General features: G+C 68.3%; 19 protein-coding genes. 9 read left to right on the top strand and 10 right to left on the bottom strand.

Annotation, left to right across the window (positions count from 1 at the left end):
• Positions 1-135 precede the first annotated feature (135 nt).
• On the top strand, positions 136-987 hold the full coding sequence (locus SMD14_RS18565; protein ID WP_157240583.1) for a hypothetical protein: 852 nt from the start codon (positions 136-138) through the stop codon (positions 985-987).
• 75 nt (positions 988-1,062) lie between these two features.
• On the opposite strand, the gene SMD14_RS18560 is transcribed toward SMD14_RS18565, so the two are convergent.
• Entirely contained in the window at positions 1,063-1,656 is a 594-nt protein-coding gene (locus tag SMD14_RS18560; RefSeq protein ID WP_321214631.1) for a DUF5655 domain-containing protein, read from the bottom strand.
• 179 nt (positions 1,657-1,835) lie between these two features.
• Between SMD14_RS18560 and SMD14_RS18555 the strand changes: the two genes are divergently transcribed.
• From SMD14_RS18555 to SMD14_RS18545, 3 genes are all read left to right on the top strand, one after another.
• A complete protein-coding gene (locus tag SMD14_RS18555) occupies positions 1,836-2,525 on the top strand; it encodes a protein tyrosine phosphatase (protein ID WP_321214630.1) in 690 nt (229 codons plus the stop codon).
• A gap of 194 nt (positions 2,526-2,719) precedes the next feature.
• Positions 2,720-3,298 (top strand): RNA polymerase sigma factor, encoded by a 579-nt coding sequence (locus SMD14_RS18550; RefSeq protein ID WP_157240589.1) that lies wholly within the window; start codon positions 2,720-2,722, stop codon positions 3,296-3,298.
• Positions 3,291-4,013: a hypothetical protein gene (locus SMD14_RS18545; RefSeq protein WP_321214629.1), complete on the top strand. Its 723-nt coding sequence runs from the start codon at positions 3,291-3,293 to the stop codon at positions 4,011-4,013. The genes SMD14_RS18550 and SMD14_RS18545 overlap by 8 nt, the downstream gene beginning before the upstream one ends.
• Positions 4,014-4,023: 10 nt before the next feature.
• Here the strand turns inward: SMD14_RS18545 and SMD14_RS18540 are convergent, their stop codons facing one another.
• Positions 4,024-4,551, bottom strand: a complete 528-nt coding sequence (locus SMD14_RS18540) for a hypothetical protein (protein ID WP_321214628.1) — start codon at positions 4,549-4,551, stop codon at positions 4,024-4,026.
• A gap of 167 nt (positions 4,552-4,718) precedes the next feature.
• Between SMD14_RS18540 and SMD14_RS18535 the strand changes: the two genes are divergently transcribed.
• Together SMD14_RS18535 and SMD14_RS18530 are read left to right on the top strand one after the other, a co-directional pair.
• The gene (locus tag SMD14_RS18535; RefSeq protein ID WP_157240595.1) at positions 4,719-5,219 is read left to right on the top strand and encodes a sigma-70 family RNA polymerase sigma factor; all 501 of its coding nucleotides are present in this window, start codon (positions 4,719-4,721) and stop codon (positions 5,217-5,219) included.
• Positions 5,216-5,878 (top strand): zf-HC2 domain-containing protein, encoded by a 663-nt coding sequence (locus SMD14_RS18530; RefSeq protein ID WP_321214627.1) that lies wholly within the window; start codon positions 5,216-5,218, stop codon positions 5,876-5,878. Before SMD14_RS18535 ends, SMD14_RS18530 begins: the two co-directional genes overlap by 4 nt.
• A 66-nt stretch (positions 5,879-5,944) precedes the next feature.
• Here the strand turns inward: SMD14_RS18530 and SMD14_RS18525 are convergent, their stop codons facing one another.
• The 3 genes from SMD14_RS18525 to SMD14_RS18515 form a co-directional block, all read right to left on the bottom strand.
• The gene (locus tag SMD14_RS18525; protein ID WP_321214626.1) at positions 5,945-6,793 is read right to left on the bottom strand and encodes a DUF1206 domain-containing protein; all 849 of its coding nucleotides are present in this window, start codon (positions 6,791-6,793) and stop codon (positions 5,945-5,947) included.
• A gap of 143 nt (positions 6,794-6,936) precedes the next feature.
• Positions 6,937-7,860 (bottom strand): tRNA (guanosine(46)-N7)-methyltransferase TrmB, encoded by a 924-nt coding sequence (trmB, locus tag SMD14_RS18520; RefSeq protein WP_321214625.1) that lies wholly within the window; start codon positions 7,858-7,860, stop codon positions 6,937-6,939.
• A gap of 36 nt (positions 7,861-7,896) precedes the next feature.
• The gene (locus SMD14_RS18515) at positions 7,897-8,166 is read right to left on the bottom strand and encodes a hypothetical protein (RefSeq protein ID WP_321214624.1); all 270 of its coding nucleotides are present in this window, start codon (positions 8,164-8,166) and stop codon (positions 7,897-7,899) included.
• 290 nt (positions 8,167-8,456) lie between these two features.
• Between SMD14_RS18515 and SMD14_RS18510 the strand changes: the two genes are divergently transcribed.
• Complete coding sequence (locus SMD14_RS18510) at positions 8,457-9,776, top strand: MFS transporter (RefSeq protein ID WP_321214623.1); 1,320 nt, start codon at positions 8,457-8,459, stop codon at positions 9,774-9,776.
• Positions 9,777-9,789: 13 nt separating this feature from the next.
• A complete protein-coding gene (locus tag SMD14_RS18505) occupies positions 9,790-11,190 on the top strand; it encodes an MFS transporter (RefSeq protein ID WP_321214622.1) in 1,401 nt (466 codons plus the stop codon).
• A gap of 45 nt (positions 11,191-11,235) precedes the next feature.
• Here the strand turns inward: SMD14_RS18505 and SMD14_RS18500 are convergent, their stop codons facing one another.
• Positions 11,236-12,006, bottom strand: a complete 771-nt coding sequence (locus SMD14_RS18500; RefSeq protein ID WP_321214621.1) for a class I SAM-dependent methyltransferase — start codon at positions 12,004-12,006, stop codon at positions 11,236-11,238.
• A 389-nt stretch (positions 12,007-12,395) separates the two neighbouring features.
• Between SMD14_RS18500 and SMD14_RS18495 the strand changes: the two genes are divergently transcribed.
• Entirely contained in the window at positions 12,396-14,282 is a 1,887-nt protein-coding gene (locus SMD14_RS18495; protein ID WP_321214620.1) for a DEAD/DEAH box helicase, read from the top strand.
• Positions 14,283-14,371: 89 nt separating this feature from the next.
• Here SMD14_RS18495 and SMD14_RS18490 read toward each other — a convergent pair whose 3' ends face one another.
• The 4 genes from SMD14_RS18490 to pulA form a co-directional block, all read right to left on the bottom strand.
• Positions 14,372-15,022 carry an MBL fold metallo-hydrolase gene (locus SMD14_RS18490; RefSeq protein WP_321214619.1) on the bottom strand — a complete coding sequence of 217 codons (651 nt, stop codon included), beginning with the start codon at positions 15,020-15,022 and terminating at the stop codon, positions 14,372-14,374.
• 10 nt (positions 15,023-15,032) lie between these two features.
• Positions 15,033-16,025 (bottom strand): aldo/keto reductase, encoded by a 993-nt coding sequence (locus SMD14_RS18485; protein WP_321214618.1) that lies wholly within the window; start codon positions 16,023-16,025, stop codon positions 15,033-15,035.
• A 58-nt stretch (positions 16,026-16,083) separates the two neighbouring features.
• The gene (locus tag SMD14_RS18480; protein WP_321214617.1) at positions 16,084-16,710 is read right to left on the bottom strand and encodes a nucleoside/nucleotide kinase family protein; all 627 of its coding nucleotides are present in this window, start codon (positions 16,708-16,710) and stop codon (positions 16,084-16,086) included.
• 165 nt (positions 16,711-16,875) lie between these two features.
• Entirely contained in the window at positions 16,876-19,953 is a 3,078-nt protein-coding gene (gene pulA / locus SMD14_RS18475; protein ID WP_321214616.1) for a pullulanase-type alpha-1,6-glucosidase, read from the bottom strand.
• Between the last annotated feature and the right edge of the window lie 182 nt (positions 19,954-20,135).

Genomic DNA, 20,135 nt, shown 5'->3' with positions numbered 1-20,135 from the left:
CTGTCCCGGCGCCGGAAACTTCGCCGACCCGGAAACTTCGCCCGACGTTCATTTCTTCCTCAGCAACACGTCGGCCCGCCCGACGTAGCGTGAAAACGTACCCTGCACCACCCGTCAACAGCAGTGAGGATTTCCATGATCACCAGCCAGCAGCCCGTCGTCCTGACCAGCAGCAGCATCGACTCAAGCGACGAGGACGTCGTAGAGGCCAACGTGAGCATCGTGGATGCCATGCACACCGCCCTGCTCCGGACCGAAGAGATGTCACCCGTGGCCGTCCGCAGCTACTACGTGGACTTCTACCTCACCCAGGCGCTGGAGGGCGGTTTCGCGCAGTACGTGTTCACCGCCGTCGACAGGTCCGAAACTGACACGCTGATCCGCGAAGGCATGGCGGGCATGGGCGCCGCCGCCCACCTTGACCTCTTCAACAGGGCAGTTGAGGCGTTCGACGACCTTTCCGAAGAGGACGAGGAGAACTACCTCGACGGCGGCCTGGATGACACGCAGGACACTCCCGAGGGCGTCCTCCGGATGGAGGAGCTCGACGGCGAGTTCGAGGAGCTGCTGGAGAGCGAAAACATCACCGCGCTTAACGCTGCCTGGCTGCGCGGCCAGGCGGAACTGCTGGTGCTCGACGACGAAGAGGTCGGCGCGTACATTGAGCGCCTGGCGTCAATGATCACCGACCTGCCCGAGCGCAAGGCCCAGGCCGAAGCCGAAGCGCTGGAGGAGGCTCCCGACTTTGAGCTCATCATCCGCGAGCTCTGCAGCGTTGCGGGGTATGAGCTCCTCAAGATCACCATGGGCGACCCCAACTACGTCCACGACGGCGAGCGCGTCCTGGCGTGGCACTTCTCCACCGATCACGGCGACTTCCTCATGGTCGAGGAAGAGGACGAGGCCTACATGATCAACCCGGAAACCCGGGAGATCGTGGCCGCGGTGGAGTTCGAAGAGGCCGACACCGAGATGGCCAACGCCTAGGAGCGTTAGCGGCCGGGCATTGACGGCCCGGGCCGCCGTACTCCAGGCGCGCCCGGGTCCCGTGCCCTTGGCCTGTCAGCGGTTCTGCTGCAGGGCGGTCACGAGGATGTCCAGCAGATCCTCATCCACCTGGTCCACGGATGTCAGGCGCACCTTCCGGGTGAAGGGATCGTCCGCCCGGGTCCTGGCTGCCTCGATCCTGCCTTCAGCAGGGCCGTCGAGCCGGAGGGTCACATCCACTGCCGTATTGGTGGTGCGGGTAACCTGGGCAAACTTGCGCCGCGGGCTGTGCAGTGAAACGTAGCCCTTCCGCATCTGGATCTGCACGCCTTCGGTGGCGGACGCCCAGCCCAGGATGGCGTCCGCGATGGGCCGCAGCCGGGGGTGGCCGGCGTACTGGCCGTCGAGCAGCTCATCGGCGTCCCGGAGCATGAACTCCGGGTAGCCGAACATTTCCCATGACACCGCATACCGGGCGTAACCCGTCACCCCGAAGCCGTCCCGCATCCAGGTGCGGAGCCCGTCGTCGTCCTTGATGCCGGCCGCGCGGGCCTGACCTGCCCAGTGCGCGGTGTCTTTGCCTGTCTTCCGCAGAAGCAGCGCCTTATTGTTGTCCACCATTGTTTGCCAGGTGCTGGCCTTCTTTGTGGGTTCCGGATCCGTAGGCATGGGTCGATCGTAGCGCCGCCGGTCCCGGCCGTCCGGCAGCCGGTGCGGCCTCCTGCAGCAGGGCGTGAAAAAAACTTTTGGCCCTCCGTAACCTTTCCGCCTTCCCCTGCGATGTAGGAGGTGATGGGTCCGCCCGCCGGGCCCGAACCAAACGTGTTGTCTAGTTTCTGGAGTCTCTTATGTCGTTGTTCACCGTTCTTGCCACCAGCAAAGTAGCCGCCGGAGTCCTGGCAGCAGGCACCATTGCCGTCGGCGGAACCGGCGCCGCCGCCGTTTCCGGTGTCCTCCCCGCCGAGGCGCAGCAGACCGCCCACGACCTTTTCGGCGCCCCGGCCCCGAAGCTGGCAGCAGAAGCAGCAGGCGACGCGCAGGCAACTGCCGAGGCGGCCGCTGACGCTGCTGCTGACGCCGACGCTTCCGCAGATGCAGATGCAGACGCCGACGCTGCGGCCGAAGGCGGCGCCACCGTCACCGACGAAAACGTCTCCGCCAAGGCCTCTGCCTCCGCTGGTGCCAACACGGCCGTTGATGCAGCCGGTGCCGCAGCCTTCGGCCTGTGCACCGCCTTCACCAACGGCGGCCTGAACGCTTCCTCCGAGGGCTTCTCCTCGCTGGTGATCGCCGCTGAAGGCGAGGCAAACATCGAAAGCTTCTGCGCCGACGTCGTTGCCGAGGCTGACGCCGCCGCCGAAGCCGGCGCCGCCGCCACAGGGTCTGCAGCTGTTGATGTTGAACTTCCCGAGGCGCCTGCTGTTCCGGCCGTTCCCGCCGTTCCCGGTGTCGACGGCGAACCTGCCGTTCCCGCCGTTCCGGCTGTCCCCGCCGAGGCCGGCAGCGTAGTGGACACCCCCTCCGTTTCGGTCCGCTAGCCGCCAGTCGGTAGTCTGTACTGCGGGAACGGCAGTGGCTCCGTTCCCGCAGTACGGCAGTCCGGGACTGCACGAACGCCAGCCGCACGTGCCGCAACGTGCCCCGGACCAGATGCCGAATGACGGCACGCAACACACCATGGAGACTGGCAGTCCGAACCGGAGACCGGGACAGGCGTGAGCCGCGCCCCGGGATGGAGGAGCCGCTGGTGCTAAGCACTTTGGCCCAAGAAGAGACCGACATACTCGAGAGTACGGCCGGAACAGATCCGGCGGTGCTGTTCGGTGCTGCCTACCGGTCCTTCGCCGGCCCCGTCCAGGGGTACCTCCGGGCGCGCGGGGTGGATGATCCGGAGGCGGTGACGCAGGACGTGTTCCTTGCCTTCTACCCGAAAATCGGCGCTCTCACCGGCGGGCTCCAAGGCGCCAAGTCTCTGCTCTTTTCCATTGCACACGCGCGGATGGTTGATTATTACCGCCGGCTGGAGCGCAGGCCCCAGCTGAGCCCCTACGATCCCGCGCAGGACGCCAGGACCACGCCGTCGGCGGAAGAACACGCCGTTGAACTTCAAGGCGGCGCCGCTGCAATGCTGGACGGACTCAGCGAGGAACACCAGGAAGTACTGGCCCTCCGCGTAGTGGCCGACCTGTCCATAGAACAGGTAGCGGACATCATGGGCAAAAGCACCGGAGCCGTCAAACAGCTCCAGCGCAGGGCCCTGCACAACCTCAAGGCACAGACGCTTCAAAGAAACCAGGCGAATCATGAGTGACACCGCAGCATCCCGCAGCGACGCGTTCGTAAACCAGCTGCTCCTGGAGGCAGGCATGGACGACGACGCCCGGCTCCGCCCCGCGCTGCTGGAGCTCCGTGAGCTCGCTGACGCCGCGCCCGAGCCCTCCGCCGCGGTCGCTGCGCTGATGGCGCCGGCCGGGGCAGCGGCCCTTCACCAGACCGCAACCGTGGAGGATGTCCCTCGTGCGGATGAGCTGGCGGCGCGCCGCAGGGCCAAGCGGCGCCTCGCGCTCACCGCGCTGTCCGTGGCAGTTTCGCTGAGTGCCGGCGGCGCTGTTGCCGCGGCGTCGGACCAGGGGATCCGCGAGTCTTTTACCCACTTGGGCCACAGCATCACGTCATTCGTGACCGGTTCCGGGGGAGCACCTGCCGGCAACCGGGCCGAGGAACCCGCTGCGCCCCTCCCGGCGAATCCAGAAGGCCCGGCAACAGCCCCGGCCGTACCAGCCCCCGCCCCGGATTCCGTGCCGGCCGGCGGAGTCCCGGCTGTGCCTTCCGAAGAGCCCACAGCCCCGGCAACCGCTCCCGGCCAGGCCGTGCCGGGCAAGCCCGCCGACGTCCCGGCAGCCGGCACGCTGCCCACCGCCGTTCCGGAGGACCTCGCGGACGGCCTCAGCCGTCCGCCGGTCCCCGTCCCCGGGCCGTCGGACATCCCGCTGCCCCGGACACTGCCCACCGTCCCGGTGCCCTAAAGCACGGCTCTCAATACGCTGCACCACCTGCCTTGATCATGGCGCCTGACGGGCTGGCCAGATACCAGACATTGTTGACGCCCTGGCCCAGGATGTCGCCGGGCTTGGCGTCCTTGGCGAAGTAGTACAGCGGCAGTCCCTCCAGGGTTACCTGCTTCTTCCCGTCCGGCGTCGCGATGGTGCCCAGCGTCCCGCTGACGCCGTCCGCGGACGGCCGTTCCGAGGTGGTGGTGACCGGCGGCCACGCTGCAAGGCAGGCGTCCGTGCAGGCGCTGGTGCCGGAATCCTTTGAATCCTTCGTGAAGAAGTAGACGCTCATGCCCTTGGCGTCCACAACGATGGTCCCGGCGGTTGTAGAGGCCGTCTTGAGGTCGGCGGCGGTGCTGGCGGTTGCAGTGGCTGCGGGTGATCCCGCAGTGGCCGCGGGACTGGCCGCCGGACTGGTGGTGGCCGGTGCTGTGCCGGTGCTGCCGCCGCAGGCAGCCAGCGCAGCGGAAAGGGCCAGCGCGGCGAGGCCTGCGGCTAAGGTGTGTTTCATGGTTTGCTCCTTGGCTGGGCCCGGCGTCGGATCACCGGACGCTAACCCCTACGACGCACCGGGACGGGCTTTGGTTCACCCCGCCTGCGCATTGAACCTTCCGCCGTCCCATGGCGTCTTTACGGGCGTATAAAGAACTGTGCGAAGAACCCGGCAGGAGGGACGGCATGCCGCTTGACGAGGACGTGGTGAAGTCCATCTACCGCGACCACGGCGCTGCCCTGCGCCGCTTTGTGCTGGGCATTTCCCGCGACCCGCAGCTCGCGGAGGACGTGGTCCAGGAAACCGTGTTGCGCGTCTGGCAGCAAACGCCTGAAATCACCGGGAGCCTCCGCAGCTACCTGTACCGGACGGCCCGGAACATCATTATCGACAACTACCGCAGGGCGCAGCGCCGCCCCGCCGAGATGCTGGAAGGCGACGTTACCGAGCCCGCCGTCGTCATGGAAAGAGTGGACGAGCTCCTCAACCGCGTGCTGGTCGAGGAGGCCCTGGTCCGGCTGAGCAAGGAACACCGGGACGTCCTGGTGGCCCTGCACTACCGGCGCTTCACCGTGAACGAGGCCGCGGTCCAGCTCAACATCCCCAGCGGAACGGTCAAGTCCCGCGCCTATTACGCCGTGCGGGCGCTGCGCACCATCCTGGACGAGATGGGCGTGGAACGGTGAACACCGCGGAACCGCACCAGCTGCTGGGCGCTTACCTCCTGGGCGGCCTCGACGCCAAGGACCTCGAAACGTTCGAGGCCCACCTGCAGGAGTGCGGGAAGTGCCGCGACGAACTTGCCGGCCTGGAGAAGATTCCCGTGCTGCTCGACGCCCTCCCCGTGCCGGACGCAGTGGCGCTCACGGCTGTGCCCGGGAGGCTGCCGGATCCGGTGCCGTCCCCCGATCCGGCGCCGCTGCTGCGCAAACTGGCGCACCGCCGTCGGACATTACGACGGCGGTGGACGGCGCTGGCAGCCGCCGCAGCCGCCGCCTGCCTTGCCCTGGGCCTGGCGGGCGGTCCCCTCCTGGTCCGGCCCCCGCAGCCGGACGCCACCTACTCGGTACAGTCCGGCGGCGGCCTCCAGTTCAGGGTCGACCTCGCCCGGAAGACCTGGGGAACCGAGCTTGCCGTGAACGGCAGCAGCCTCCCGGCCGAGGGGACGCTGTCCCTGTGGGTACGGGACCGTGATGGCGGTGAGGACCGGGCGTGCGCCTGGACGGCGACTCCCAGCGGCAGGGTCAAGGTCACCGGGGCCACGCCGCTTCAGCTGGGGAGCATCTCAAGCGTTGAACTGCGCGATGCCACCGAACGCGCCGTGGCCGTGATCACCGTGCCCTGAGGTGCCGGCCCGTGGGGAAGCACCACCCTTGGGGTAGCGCCAGCCCCGTGGAACCGCCAAAACAGGCTAGTGGTTCAATTTGCCCAGCTTGGCGCGCACCATCATGAACACGCCGTAACAGATCAGGCCTGCCCCCACCGCGGCCAGGAGGTAGACGCCGAAGGGCTGGTCACGGAGGGCGCGGAGCCCGCCGTCGAGCCCTGTGGAGTCCTCCGGATGGGCCTGGATGGTGGCGACTGCGATCAGCAGTCCCGTCAGCAGCAGCACCGTGCCCTTGGCCACGTACCCCGCGACGCCAAGCACCGTAACGGCAGTCCGGGCTGGCGGGGCAGCCGGCATGACCAGGTGCTTTTCGAAGGATTTCCTGAGGCCGCGGATGCCGTAGATGACTCCGGTGACGGCGATGGCGGCGCCCAGCAGGACCAGCAGGGCCACACCGCCGGGAGCCTTCATCAGGGTGAGGGTGAGGTCGGTGGCGGACTTTTGGTTGTCCGCGCCGGACCCTGTTCCCAGGGCGAAGGACATGAGCGTCAACGCGAGTCCGGTGAAGACGAGCGCCTGGGCGCCCGCCTTGGCCTTCTTTCCGGCTTTTTCCTTGGTGGGCAGGCGGTTGTAGTCAAAGATCGCATCGCTGACCTGCCACAGTGCCAGCCCCGCGCAGGCCGCGAAGCTTGCCCACAGGAGGAATGGTCCCGCGGGCTGGGTGGCGAGCTCGGCCACCGCGCCGCTGAAATCAGCGTTCCCCGTACCTCCAAACGCCAACCGGATGGCGATTGCGCCGACCAGCAGGTGCAGGATGCCGCTCGCCGCGAACCCTGCCCTCGCCAGCAGTTCCAGCGTCCGGGAGTTGGTCACGTTCTCCGCCGCGTCGACGGCCTGCTTCATTTCCTTTTTGATGGCTGTTCCTTTGTGCATCCGCTGAGCTGGCGTGCGCCCCCTGCACACAGGGCAATCGTGCCACGCGAAGGCGGTGCGGAACAGTGGCCGGGCCCTGGCGGCCGGCGGGAGTGGCGGCAGCAGCGTGGCCTGACGCCGGCTGCGGCGGCTGCAGGAAGGTCCTACAGCCGGCGGTAGCAGAGATCGAAGATCAGACGCCCGGCCTCGTGGGCCTTGGCCTCGAAGCTGGTCCGGATCCTTCCTTCGAACCGGGGCGCCCAGCCTCCGGTTTCGTCGATTCCTTCGTTGGGTCCGGTGTGCTCGGTGCTGACGGGGGCGCGGCCCTCCCGGACCGGTGCTCCGCCAACGACGGACTCGACGCCCGACTGCCACACCTGCGTGAGGGGGCTTTCGGGCCCGCGGCGCTCGCCGGTGTGCAGGTTTTCAAAGTCCTTGGAACTTGCCAGGACATCCCGGACGTGGACGGCGTAGTTGGACCAGTCGGTGGCGATCCGCCACAGGCCGCCCGGCTTCAGGGCACGGGCCGCGAGGTCCGCAAACTCCGGTTGGATGAGGCGGCGCTTGTGGTGCCGGGACTTGTGCCACGGATCGGGAAAAAAGACCCAGAGTTCGCTGACGGAGCCCGCCGGGAGCATCGTGGCCAGGACCTCGGGGGCGTTGGCCTCCACCACCCGGACATTGCTGAGGCCGCGGCTGTTGATCTTGATGATGGTGTTGGCCAGGCCCGGGGTGTAGACCTCGACTGCCAGGAAGTCGGTGTCCGGGTTCTGCTCGGCGGCGTGGCACACGGCGTCGCCCAGGCCCGAGCCGATCTCCACTATGAGGGGAGCCTTGCGGCCGAACTCGGCTTCGGCGTCGAACGTGTAGTCGGGGTGGACCGAGGTGTTTGCAATGTGGCGGGGGACGTCCACTGCCCACCGTTCCGCATGCTCCTCCCAGGCTGCCTGCCGGCGGCCCTGCAGGCGCGTGCCGCGGCGGACGAAGCTGACCGGCCGGCCGCCGTACGTGCCGAAGGAAGCCTGCGTCCCCGGCGTGACGGGCCTCGGGACATGCGGCTGCTGGGGGTTTTCTGGGGATTCGCTCATCACTTCCAGAATAGCGGCGCACGGCCAATGCGCTGCTCACAGTTTCCCCAACTGGTCCAGCGCAGGCCCGGCGGCCAAGGCAACCACTAAGCCGCCGATGCACAGTGCACCAGCAGCCCGCCGCCGCCCGGGCGATGACTGCGGTTGGCCGTACACGATGGGGACGGACAGTGCCAGGGACGGCAGCGAAAAGAGGAGGGGCAGGCTGAAGAAGACTAGAGGCACCAGCCAGGGCGTCTCTGAGGGGCCGTTGGACGGATACGTGGCAAGCATGGCAAACATGGCCAGCGGCGCCGTAATGGTCATGCTGGCAAGGGCAAGGCCGGCCAATATCAGGCTGGCGTTTGCTTTGCGGACGTTGCCGTGGACTTGGGGCGCCCTACTCTCAGCCGGGGTTTCCCCAGCCTGCGACAGCCCGTGCCCACGTGGCTCGTTCGGTGGCTGAATGCCCATCACCCTCCTGTCGTTTGCGTGATCACTGAGCAACCTGCGGCTGCTGCGGGTTCCAACGTAGGGGCCGGGGCGGAACCGCCGGAAGGTGCCGCGGTCCATATGTGGATAACCAGGCAGCCAACCCATCCTGCAAGAATGGGCGGATGAGGGAAGCGACCAACGCCGAGGCAAGGAACCGCCGGGCAATTGACCCTGCGGTGAAGGGGCAGTCAGGGACGCTGGTGGACGCAGAGGTTGACGAGACGCCCGCGCCCGGGCCCACCCAGGTTGGCAGCCGCCGGCAGCTCGTATACCTGGGGCTGTGCCTGGTCCTGATTGGACTGAACCTGCGGACAGTCTTTTCCAGCTTCTCCGCAGTCTTCCCCGAGGTAACGGCCCAGGCAGCCCTGCCCGGCTGGGCCGTGGTGGTGCTGACCACCGTGCCCGTCACGCTGCTGGGCGTGTTCGCACCCCTGGCCCCCGTACTGGCCAGGCGGTTTGGTGCCGAGCGCGTGCTCCTCGGTGCCATGGCGGTGCTTACGGCAGGGCTGTTGCTGCGTCCCGCTGAACTCGGCCTGCCGGGAACCGGGCAGGCCGCCGGCCACCTGCCCGCGCTCCTGGCCGGGACAGCGGCCTGCGGGGCGGCCATCGCCCTGTGCAACGTGCTGCTGCCCGGGCTGGTCAAGCGCGACTTCCCGCACCGGCTGGGCCTGATGGGCGGGCTCTACACCACGGCCATCTGCGCCTCGGCGGCGTTGGGGGCCGGCTTCACCTACCCGGTCTACACGGCAACGGGCGAGTGGACCCTGGCGCTGTGGTCCTGGGCGGTGCCTGCCGCCGTCGTCCTTCTGTTGTTCCTCCCGGTGGCCCTCCGCCAGCCGCGCATCCGGCACCAGGCCGTCCGGGACGGCGTGAACGTGTGGCGCTCCCCGGTGGCATGGCAGGTGACCATCTTTATGGTGCTGCAGGCCATGATGTCCTTCAGCGTCTTCGCCTGGCTGGCGCCGATCCTCCGGGAACGGGGTGTGGACGGGGCAACGGCGGGGCTGATCGTCTCGATGTCCATCGTGCTGCAGATGCTCGGCTCGTTGTTCGCGCCCGCACTTGCCGCCAGGTTGAAGGACCAGCGTGCCATCAACACCGCCGTGGCCCTCCTGACCGGGGCAGGTTTCGCGCTCAGCATCTTCGGCCCCCTGGACCTGGTCTGGGTGTGGGCGGGCCTGCTGGGGCTGGGCCAGGGGAGCCTGACCGCCGTGGCGCTGACCATGATCATGCTGCGGACCCGTGACGGGCACACCGCCGCACACCTGTCCGGAATGATGCAGGGCGTGGGCTACGGGCTGGGCTCCACCGGCACGCTGATGGTGGGCCAGCTGCACCAGGCCACAGGGTCCTTCACCGCCGCGGGTGTCCTGTTCCTGGTGGTGGGCCTGCTGGCGGGGATCTTCGGATACCGCGCCGGCCGCAACCGGTTCGTCAGTTAGGGGCCGGGCTGCCGTGCAGGATTCCGTTGTTCCAGCCACCCGTCCCGCCGCGGGCATCCTCCGGGGGCCGTACCTCTGGGTGACCGTGGGCACGTGCGCCCTGGTGTTCCTGGCGGCGTTCGAATCCCTGGCCGTCACCACCATCATGCCCCTGGTCAGCCGCGAACTCGACGGCGCAGGACTCTACGCGCTCGCGTTTGCCGGCCCGCTGGCAACAGGGGTGATCGGCATGGTTGCCGCCGGAAACTGGTCCGACCGGCGCGGCCCCACAGCCCCGCTCTACGCCTCCGCGGCCTTGTTTGTGCTGGGCCTGCTGATTGCCGGAACCGCGGTGTCCATGCCCGTGCTGGTTGCAGGCCGCCTGGTGCAGGGCCTGGGCGGGGGAGCCCTGACAGTGGCGCTGTATGTGCTGGTGGCGCGCATCTATCCCGGCGCCCTGCACCCCAAGATCTTTGCCGCGTTCTCCGCGGCGTGGGTGGTCCCGTCCCTGGTGGGGCCCTTTGCGGCCGGGATCGTTGCGCAGGTCTTCAGCTGGCACTGGGTTTTCCTGGGCGTCGTGGGGCTGGTCATCCCCGCCCTGCTGATGATCGCGCCTGTGCTCCGGGGACTGGAACCCCCTCCCGGACCGGCCGGGGAGTCGCATCCGCCGCCACCCTGGGCGCTGGGCCGTTTGGCCTGGGCAACCCTGGCGGCGTTCGCCGTGCTGGGGCTCAACCTGTCACGGGAGATCCGGGTCCCCGGCGTTCCCGCCGCTCCGGCACTCCTGGCGGCCGCCGCCGTCGTGATTGCCCTGCTGGCCGTCCGCCCGCTGGTGCCTCGGGGCACCCTCACCGCCCGCCGCGGCTTGCCCAGCGTGATCCTGGTGCGCGGGCTCGCCTCGGCCGCGTTCTTCGGGGCCGAGGTTTACCTGCCGTACCTGCTGATCGAGCAGTACGCCTTTTCGCCCACCTTCGCCGGCCTTACGCTTACCGGCGGGGCGCTGGCCTGGGCAGGAGCGGCGGCAGTGCAGGGCCGCCTGGGCACCAGGCTGTCCCATCGCCGTGCGGCGGTCATCGGCGCGCTGATGGTCCTCGGGGCGGTGATCCTCGCCCTGGCCACCACCGCGCTCCACTGGCCTGCCGCCGTCGCGATTGCCGGCTGGATTTTCGCCGGCGGAGGCATGGGGCTGCTGTATCCGCGGCTCAGTGTCATGACCCTGGCCCTGTCCAGCAAGGAAAACGAGGGCTTCAACAGCTCCGCCATGTCCATCGCGGACTCGCTGGGCGGGGCGCTGGCCCTCGCTGCGACGGGCCTCGTCTTCGCAGCGTTTACGACGACGACGGAATCCTTCGCCGGGGTCTTCGGCCTCGCCGCCGTGCTCGCCGTAGCCGCGGCCGCCGTCGCGCCCCGGGTCACCGGCCGCCCGCGCACGTAGCGCGCTCGACGGAGCTCCCGGGCAGGCCTGATTCCTGGCGCGGGGTCAGGGCAACCGGGTGGCCCGCAGGACGACGTCGGCGATCGTTGCGTGCTGGCCGTCAGGCCCCGTTACCGGCCGCTCCCGGCTGGTCTGGACCTCCAGCTGCCATTCGGGGCTGTCCAGTCCCAGCTCCCGGACGAGCTCGTCACCGGTGTAGAACATCCCCCTGTGGTCGTGCCCGCCGCCCCACGGCGGCAGCCTGTCCGGGTGGTGGCCCACCACCAGCAGCGTGCCGCCGCGCTTGACTGCCGCCGCGGCGGTGCGGAGCGGGCCCTGCCAGGTGAGCTCCTGCGAGTGCAGGAACTGCGATGTCACCAGGTCGAAGGAGTCCCCGGGATCCCACTGGTCAAGGTCAGCCTGCTGCCAGGTGATCCGGCTTCCGATGGCGCCCTCCGCGGCATGGACGCTTTCGCGGGCCAGCTCGGCCTTTTCATGGGAACGTGCCCGGTCCAGGGCCACCGCGGAGACGTCGACGGCGGTGACTGTCCACCCCTGCCGGGCAAGCCAGATGGCATCAGCTCCTTCGCCGCAGCCGAGGTCCAGCGCTTTCCCGGGACGGAGGCCGCCGGCTTCCCGCACCAGCTGGGGGTTGGGCTTGCCGCTCCACAGCCGGGGTTTGCTGCGGTAGCGGTCGTCCCAGATGGTCGCGGCATCGGCTCCGGTGTGTACTGCCACGCCCTCGGCGAACGTGCCGCCGGAGGGGCCGGCGTCGTGCATCTTCTGCTGCGGTGCAGGATGCTGCGCTTCATTCCGGTGGGCCGCGTGTTCACTCATGCCTCAAGCCTGCCCCGGCCCCGGGCCCAAGGCAACGCCCAACTAGGTAGCGCTAAGTGTCGTTTTCAGGGGTCAAAACGACACTTGGCGCTACCTAGTTGGGAGGGGCGGAAACGGGGAGCGGTCCCGGGATGCTAGACTGGTGGAACTTGATGTGCAGTGATGCCCAGGTTTTCCGGTGTGAAGGTCCTCCTTCATCCAGGGACTGGGCTTTTTTCATGTGAGAGGCACATCCTGCGTCGATGAACGCGTTCCATTTGGTCCCGGCCGCCGCTTTGCATAAGCGGCAGCAGGCTGGTTGATCACCTGAATTTTCTTCGGCGAACCCTTGAGCCAACCGGCATCGGGGGCCGATATCCGCACGGATACCGCCTGAAAGACCTTTGACTTTGACTACATTTGCTGCCCTCGGCACGCCCAAAGCCCTTGCTGACACCCTCACCGCCCAGGGAATCGAAACCCCGTTCCCCATCCAGGTGAAGACCCTCCCTGACACCCTTGCAGGACGCGACGTCCTGGGCCGCGGCCGTACCGGCTCCGGCAAGACCATTGCCTTCGCCATCCCGCTGGTGGCCCGGCTCGCCGAGCGCGAAGCCCCGTACTTCCGCAAGCCCGGCCGCCCCATGGGCCTGGTCCTTGCACCCACCCGCGAACTGGCCACCCAGATCAACGCCACCATCGAGCCGCTGGCCAAGGCCGCCGGCCTGAACACCACCGTGATCTACGGCGGCATCTCCCAGGCCAGGCAGGAAAAGGCCCTGCGTGCCGGCGTTGACATTGTCATCGCCTGCCCCGGCCGCCTGGAGGACCTGATCCGCCAGCGCATCCTCACCCTTGAGGCCGTGGAAATCACCGTGCTGGACGAAGCGGACCACATGGCCGACCTCGGCTTCCTGCCCGTGGTGAAGAAGCTCATGGACATGACCCCCAGCCAGGGCCAGCGCCTGCTCTTCTCCGCCACCCTGGACAACGGTGTGGACAAGATCGTCCAGCGCTACCTGTCCAACCCGCTGACCCATTCCGTGGATGACCCGCAGGCCGCCGTCACCACCATGGAGCACCACGTCCTGGTGGTCAACGACCAGACCGTCAAGAAGCAGCTGATCGTGGAGCTGGCCTCCGGCGCCGGCCGCCGTGTCCTCTTCATGCGGACAAAGCACCACGCCCGCAAGCTGGCCAAGACCTTGACCGACGCCGGCATCCCCGCCGTCGACCTGCACGGCAACCTGTCGCAGAACGCCCGTGACCGCAACCTCGCCGAGTTCTCCAACGGTGACGTCCGCGTCCTGGTGGCCACCGACGTCGCCGCCCGCGGTGTTCACGTGGACGACGTCGAACTGGTCATCCACGTTGATCCGCCCACCGAGCACAAGGCATACCTGCACCGTTCCGGCCGCACCGCCCGTGCCGGCTCCGACGGCACCGTGGTCACGCTGACCCTCCCGGAGCAGCAGTCCGACGTCAAGAAGCTCATGAAGGCCGCTGGCGTCGAGGTCAACTTCGAGCGCGTCACCGCCAACTCACCGCTGGTTGCAGAACTCGTGGGTGAGATGGCCGACAAGATTGATCCGCGCACCCGCGCAGCACTGCTGGCCAAAAAGGCCGCGCAGCAGGGCGGCGGTACCTCCACCGGTGCCAACGCCGAGCGCAAGCGCGCCCGCCGACAGGCCGCACCCACCACGGGCGGCCGTGGCGGACGCGGCGGACGCGGCAAGGTTTCGGCCGAGCCCGTCCGCACCGATGTTCCCCGCGCCGAGCGCCGGGCCGCAGCCTTCGAAGGCCGCACCGAAGCCCGCGCAGCATTCGACCGGGTGGCTGAGCAGAACGAGGACCGCGCCATTGCGGCGGCAGCGGCACGGCGCAACAACCGTGGCCGCGTCACCGCTTCCACGCACCGCAACGACGTCCCCGCAGCAGGTGGCCGTGCATCGGCCGGCCGCGGTTCGGACGGCCGTGCAGAATCACGCGTCACCCGCAGCGACGCCCCGCGCGGCGGCACCGTGCGCCCGGCTACCTCGGGTGGCCAGCGCAGTGGTCGCCCGGCAACCGGCCAGCGGGCCGCAGCAGGTGCCGGTGCAGGTACCCGCGGTGGCGGTTCACGCTCCGCTGGTGCAGGTGCGGCCACCGGCGGCAACAAAGCCGTCTGGTCCTCCAACACCGGCGGCACCTCCGGCGGGTCCTACGGCTCAAGCAACGGCGGCGGCTCCGGCCGTCCCGCCCGCAGCGGTCCCCGCCGCGCGTCGGCTCCGGCGTCGAACGAACGCCGCAGCCGCTAACCTTTCGGACTTTCGCGCCCGAAACGGACGGCCGCTCCCGGGATCCCGGGAGCGGCCGTCCGATTCGGTAGCGGAAAGCGGCGGGGTGCTCACCAGCCGCGGGCGCGCCACTCCTCAAGGTGCGGCCGCTCAGCACCCAGGGTCGTCGGCTTGCCGTGGCCCGGGTGGACGACGGCGGAGTCCGGGTAGGCGCCGAACAGCCGCTCGGTGACGTCGGACAGCAGTTGGCTGAAGCGCTCCGGATCCTTCTGGGTGTTGCCTACGCCGCCGGGGAACAGCGAGTCGCCGGAGAAAATGTGCGTTGGCCCCTCGGGGTCTTCATACACAAAGGCAGTCGAGCCCGGCGTGTGCCCGCGCAGGTGGACGGCCGTGAGCGAAAAGCCGTCCACGGCAACGGTGTCCCCGTGCCCAAGGGGCCGGTCCACTGCGACAGGCAACGCGCCGGCGTCGTCCGTTCCCGCAACGGTCGAAGCCCCGGTGGCGGCCACCAGCTCCTTCAGCGCCCGGACATGGTCCCAGTGCTGGTGCGTGGTGGCGACTACGGCCAGCCGGGCTGGTGCGGACGCGTCAGCGGCGCTGTCCTGCAGCAGCTGCTGGATGGCGGGAAGGTCGTCCGCGGCGTCGATCAGCACCTGCTCGCCGCTGCCTTTGGCTGTCAGCAGGTACACGTTGTTGTCCATTTCGCTGACTGAAATGCGGCGGATGGTCAGGGCGGGCAGGTCATACAGAAGTGAGTCCATGGGCCTGAGTCTATTCACGGCCCTCGGACACCCAGTTGGGGTCCGCTGAGCGGGAACCGACGACGGCGGCCGAGGCCTGGTCCAAAGCGTCCAGTTGGGCCGGGGCGAGGTCCAGGGCCAGCGCGCCCAGGTTTTCGTCGATCCGGTGCCGCTTGCGGGTGCCGGGGATGGGGACGACCGGCAGGCCCAGCCGCCTGCCTTGGGCAAACAGCCAGGCGAGTGCCACCTGCGCGGGCGTTGCGCCCAGCTGGCCTGCCACGGACCGGACGGTGTCCACCACTGCCTGGTTGGCACTTGCAGCATCCAGGGCGAAACGGGGGATCCGGCGTCGGAAGTCCTTCTCGCCCAGGCTCGAGGCGTCCACGGTGCCGGTGAGGAATCCCCGGCCCAGCGGCGAATACGGTACAAAACCCACTCCCAGGGCGGCCGCGGCAGGAACAACGTTGCGTTCCACGTCGCGGCTCCAGATGGACCATTCACTCTGGACCGCCGCAATGGGGTGGACGGCGGAGGCGTCCTCCAACTCCTGGGCCGTCACTTCAGACAGCCCCAGGTGCTTGACCTTGCCCTGCTGCACAAGCTCCGCCATGGCCTCCACGGTTTCCACAATCGGAACGCGGAGGTCACGGCGGTGCATGTAGTAGAGGTCGATCACGTCCGTGCCCAGCCGTTGCAGGCTGCGGTCCACGGCCTGGCGGATGTAGCCGGCGTCGCCGCGGATGTCCGTGTACCCGTCAGCCGGCGTACCCACCAACCCGAATTTGGTGGCCAGCTGGACCTCGTCCCGCCGCTCCTTCAGCAGCCGGGCGATCAGTTCCTCGTTGCTGCCCCCGCCATAGATGTCCGCGGTGTCAATGAAGCTGACACCGGAGTCGACGGCGTGATGCAGCGTCCGGAGCGCATCCTCCGGGTCCACCTCCCCGTAGACCGGCGTGAGCGCCATTCCGCCGAAGCCGAGGGGGCTGACGTTGAGGCCGTCGCCCAGTCCAACTGTGGAAGCCATGGGTTCTCCTGTTCGTTTGCTCTTGTTCAGGTTCAAATATTCACAATCGCGGCACGGCCTAATCCCAGGGGATCACCCGGTCCGCCGCCTGCCGGGTGGCCTGGATCAGCACGGCATTGGCTTCGTCGGGACCGGCTGCCCACGCTTCCGCCGCCTGCCGGTCCATCCCGAACGAGACATGCCTTTCCACGAGCCGGCCCAGCCGCAGCGCCGGCGGCGTGTCCACGAACCACACCTCGTCCAGCCGGGCGCGGATGTCTTTCCATGGTCCCTGCTCCATCAGCAGGTAGTTGCCCTCCGTGATGACCAGCGGCACCTCCGCCGGCACCGCAATGGAGGCTGCCACGGGTTCATCCAGGGTGCGCCGGAACTCCGGTGCGTAAACCACCGGCTCGTCGCGGCGGGCCAGGCGGTCCAGCAGCGAAAGGTACCCGCCGGCGTCGAACGTGTCCATGGCCCCCTTGCGCTGCCGGAGCGGCGTGCCGTCAATGATGGCGTTGCCCAGGTGGAAGCCGTCCATGGGGACCACCACGGCCTGCCCGGGCCCGAACTGCTGCCGGATCCATGCCGCGAAGGTGGACTTGCCCGAGCCGGGCGCTCCGGCGATGCCCAGGATGATGCGCGTCCCGGGAACCAGCCGGCGCCGGAGGGCGCCCATGGCCTGGGTGATCTCGGGGGAGTCCATGGCAAAAGCCTAGACTGCCCGGGGCCCGGACATGCGCTGAGCCTCCCCGCCTTGGGCTTCGGGACGGCAACGTTCGACGGCGTTTCGCCGGGACACGCCGTCGTCCGTCCTTGAAGGCGGGGAGGCTCAGCAGCGGGCTCTTCAGCCGGGCTTGCTTGGGGCGGGCTAGCCGGCCTGGAACACCGCTACGGTGCGGGCCGGGACGGTGAAGGTCCCGGTGGCCGGATTGTGGGTGGCCGTCCTGACCACCGGATCGATGCCCGATGCCTGGACCGGGTGCAGGCTGTAGGCGGTACCGGTTGTTCCGGCAACTGCCTGGGTCACAGCCTCATCGGCGGCGTTGAACACCACCACCAGCCCGCTCAGGTCCTTGTCCACGTCCGGACCCACTGAATCGTTGATGTGCATGACCACGACGCCTGGAGCCTGGTCCGGCCCTGCGGCAGGGAAGGAGACCTTCTGCTGCACCAGGCCGGCATCACCCAGGTGGAACAGGGGCGTGCTCTTGCGGATCTGCAGCAGCTCAGCCGCCCGGCCGCGCGCTTCAGCGATCGCGGCGGGTGCTGGCTTCAGTGCGGGGTCCGCCAGCAGCGGGCGCAGGTACTGGTACTTGTCCTCGTTGTCGGCCTTGGGCGGGAGTCCGCGGCCGAAGCCGTTGGTGCCGTCCGTGTGGTCAAGGATGTTGAACCAGTCACCCGAGTCGTAGCTGTTGCGGTCCAGGGACTTGCTGCGGAGGGATTCCCCGCCCGCGTGCCAGAAGGAGATCCCCTGGCTGAACGCCGTGGTGCTGAGTGCAAGGGTCTGCATCCGTGTCCGTTCCGCCATGGGAGTGTCCTGCGGCAGCTTCAGGGCGAGGGCATCGAACAGTGTCTCGTTGTCGTGCGCCTCCACATAGGTGACCGCCTCCTGCGGATCGCTGGTGTAGCCCGCCGGTGCCCCGTTGTAGGGCACATCGGAGCCCTTGACGGTGGCTCCGGTGCGGTCAACGAAGGAGTAGTCCTTCAGGTTGCCGGTCAGTCCCACCTTGATCAGGTCCTGGGCAAGGAGGAGCGTTGCCTTCTGCTGCTCCGGCGTGCCGTTGGCCGGGGAGCTGTTGGGGTCGGTGAACAGGCCGGACGCGAAGCCCTGGACCCGGGGGTCGGGATCAAAGGGACCGCCGCCGCGGACGGCGTCACGCAGCCGGTCGTTGAAGGTGCCGATGCCCGTTCCGGCCATGTTCTCCTGGGTGGCCTGGACGAACCTGGCATTGTTGGCCACCTCGCCGAAGTTCCAGCCTTCGCCGTAGAGGGTGATGTTCTTGCCGTCCACGCCGTCCTTGGCGAGGGTCAGCTCATCCAGCGCTGCCCGGACGTCCAGCATGTTCTGCTTCGAATGGTGGCCCATGAGGTCAAAGCGGAAGCCGTCCAGTTTGTAGGTTTTGGCAAGCGTTACCAGGGAATCGATCATGAGCTTGCCCATCATCGTGTTTTCGGTGGCCGTGTTGGCGCAGCAGGTGGAGGTCTCAAGGGATCCGGTGGCGGCGTTCAGGCGGTGGTAGTAGCCGGGGATAATCCGGTCCAGGTTGTTGGAGCCGGACTGGCCGGCGCTCGAGGTGTGGTTGTAGACCACATCCTGGATGACGCGCGCACCGGCAGCGTTGAGGCCGGCCACCATTTCGCGGAACTCGGTGATCCGGGCGGTTCCGTCCGGGCTGGTGGCGTAGGAGCCTTCAGGGGTTGTGTAGTGCAGGGGATCGTAGCCCCAGTTGAACCCGTCCCTGGCCGCCGTTTCCGCGATGCATGCCTGCTGTTCCTCCGAATCCGCGGGGAGGGCCGCGAGGTCGCATCCTGGTTCGAGCTGTTCGCCGCGCCGCTCTTCGATGGTGCCGATGTCGTTGACGGGCAACAGGTGGACGGCGTTCATGCCGGCAGCGGTCAGCTCCCGGATGCGCCGCATGCCGTCGCTGTCCGGGTCTGCGAAGGCCTTGTACGTTCCGCGGTGTGTTTCCGGGACGGAGGAATCCGTGATCGAGAAGTCGCGTACGTGCAGCTCGTAGAGGGACAGGTCCTCCGGCTTGTTGAGTGCCGGCTTCTGCAGCTTCTTCCAGCCGTCAGGGGCAAGGGACCTGTCCTCCACGTCAACAAAGAGGCTGCGCTCAGAGTTGGCTGAGAGGCCCACGCTGTAGGGATCGGTAACCAGGTTCCGCTCAACCTTGCCGGTTTCCGGTACAAAGACCTCCACCTCGTACAGGTAGTAGGCGCCCTTCCAGTCCTTGTCTCCGGTCACGGACCAGACACCGTCCCGGGACGGTTCCATGGGGCGGCTGGAGACGGGCCCGCCGCCGGAGCCCGAGGCGTAGGTGTGGACGGTGACGCTGCGGGCAGTCGGCGCCCACAGTGACAGCTCCGGGCGGTTGCCCTTCCACGCCAGCCCGAGTTCCCGTTCCGCCGCGCCGCGGTACAGGGTGTCCAGAATGCCGGGAACCTGGACTCCGGTGGCTGCCGTGACCTTCCCGTCGGCACCGACGGCAGCGACGAGCAGCTGGCCCTTGAGCAGTTCGCCGGCGCGGGCCGCGTCACCTTCCGCCATCCGCAGCGAGGCAAAGCCGGCCAAGTGGGGGTACCTGGCCGCCAGCCCTGCCTCCAGTGCGCCGGCCGTTTTTTCCAGTGCTGTGTAGCTGCCGCCGGTGACCTGCCCGTCCGCCACCGCCAGGCCGCCGTCGGGCGCGCTGTAGAGGCGGTAGGTTGTCCCCTCGGCTGCGGGGGCCTGCCAGGCGATGGTGTCCGCTGACAGCCAGTGCGCGCCGGCTTCGGCGCCGAGTGCCTCGGGGACGTCGTCGCTGAGGGTGTGGCTGGCGTGGTCGTAGGTGAAGGTGACAGGGCCGCCGGGGGCGTTGAGGACAAGGTCGCCGCCGCCGGCTGCTCCGCCTGCACCGTAGTTTTCGTCCCACGAATTGTTGAGGGCAACCTTCATGCCGTAGGTGCCGGCGGGGATATCGAAGGTGGCGCGGTAGAGCGTTGCCGAGCCCTCAACGGGCTGGAGCCGGCTGGCCGCGCAGTCCGGCTGCCAGTCCCCGGGGCAGCCGATTTCCGATTGCAGCGAGCCAACGAGTGCCACCGCCTGGGGTGCGGCCGTGTGGTCCGCGGATGCCGGGAGGGCGAAGCTCCCCAGGGCCAGAGGCGTGGCACAGGCCGCGGCCAGGGCTGCGGTGAGTTTCCTGTTGAGGGCAGCGGGCGGCCCGGATTTTGTGGAGTGATGAGTCATGGAAGACCTTCCTTGAAGACGCCCCGGCCGTCAGCGGTGAGGAGCGGGGGTATCCACGAGCCTAAGTTTCCTTTCACATAGCGTCAATGTTTTTGCTGAAAATTTCACGTCTTGTTTTCATGATCCGGGCAGCCAATTGTCCGTACACTTGAAAGCACCATGACGTCCGGACTCCTGTTCCG

Source organism: Pseudarthrobacter oxydans (genome assembly GCF_034258515.1).
In the GTDB taxonomy this organism is placed as follows: domain Bacteria; phylum Actinomycetota; class Actinomycetes; order Actinomycetales; family Micrococcaceae; genus Arthrobacter.
The sequence above is the reverse complement of the archived record's forward strand: the minus strand, read 5'-3'. Positions and strand labels throughout refer to the sequence as shown.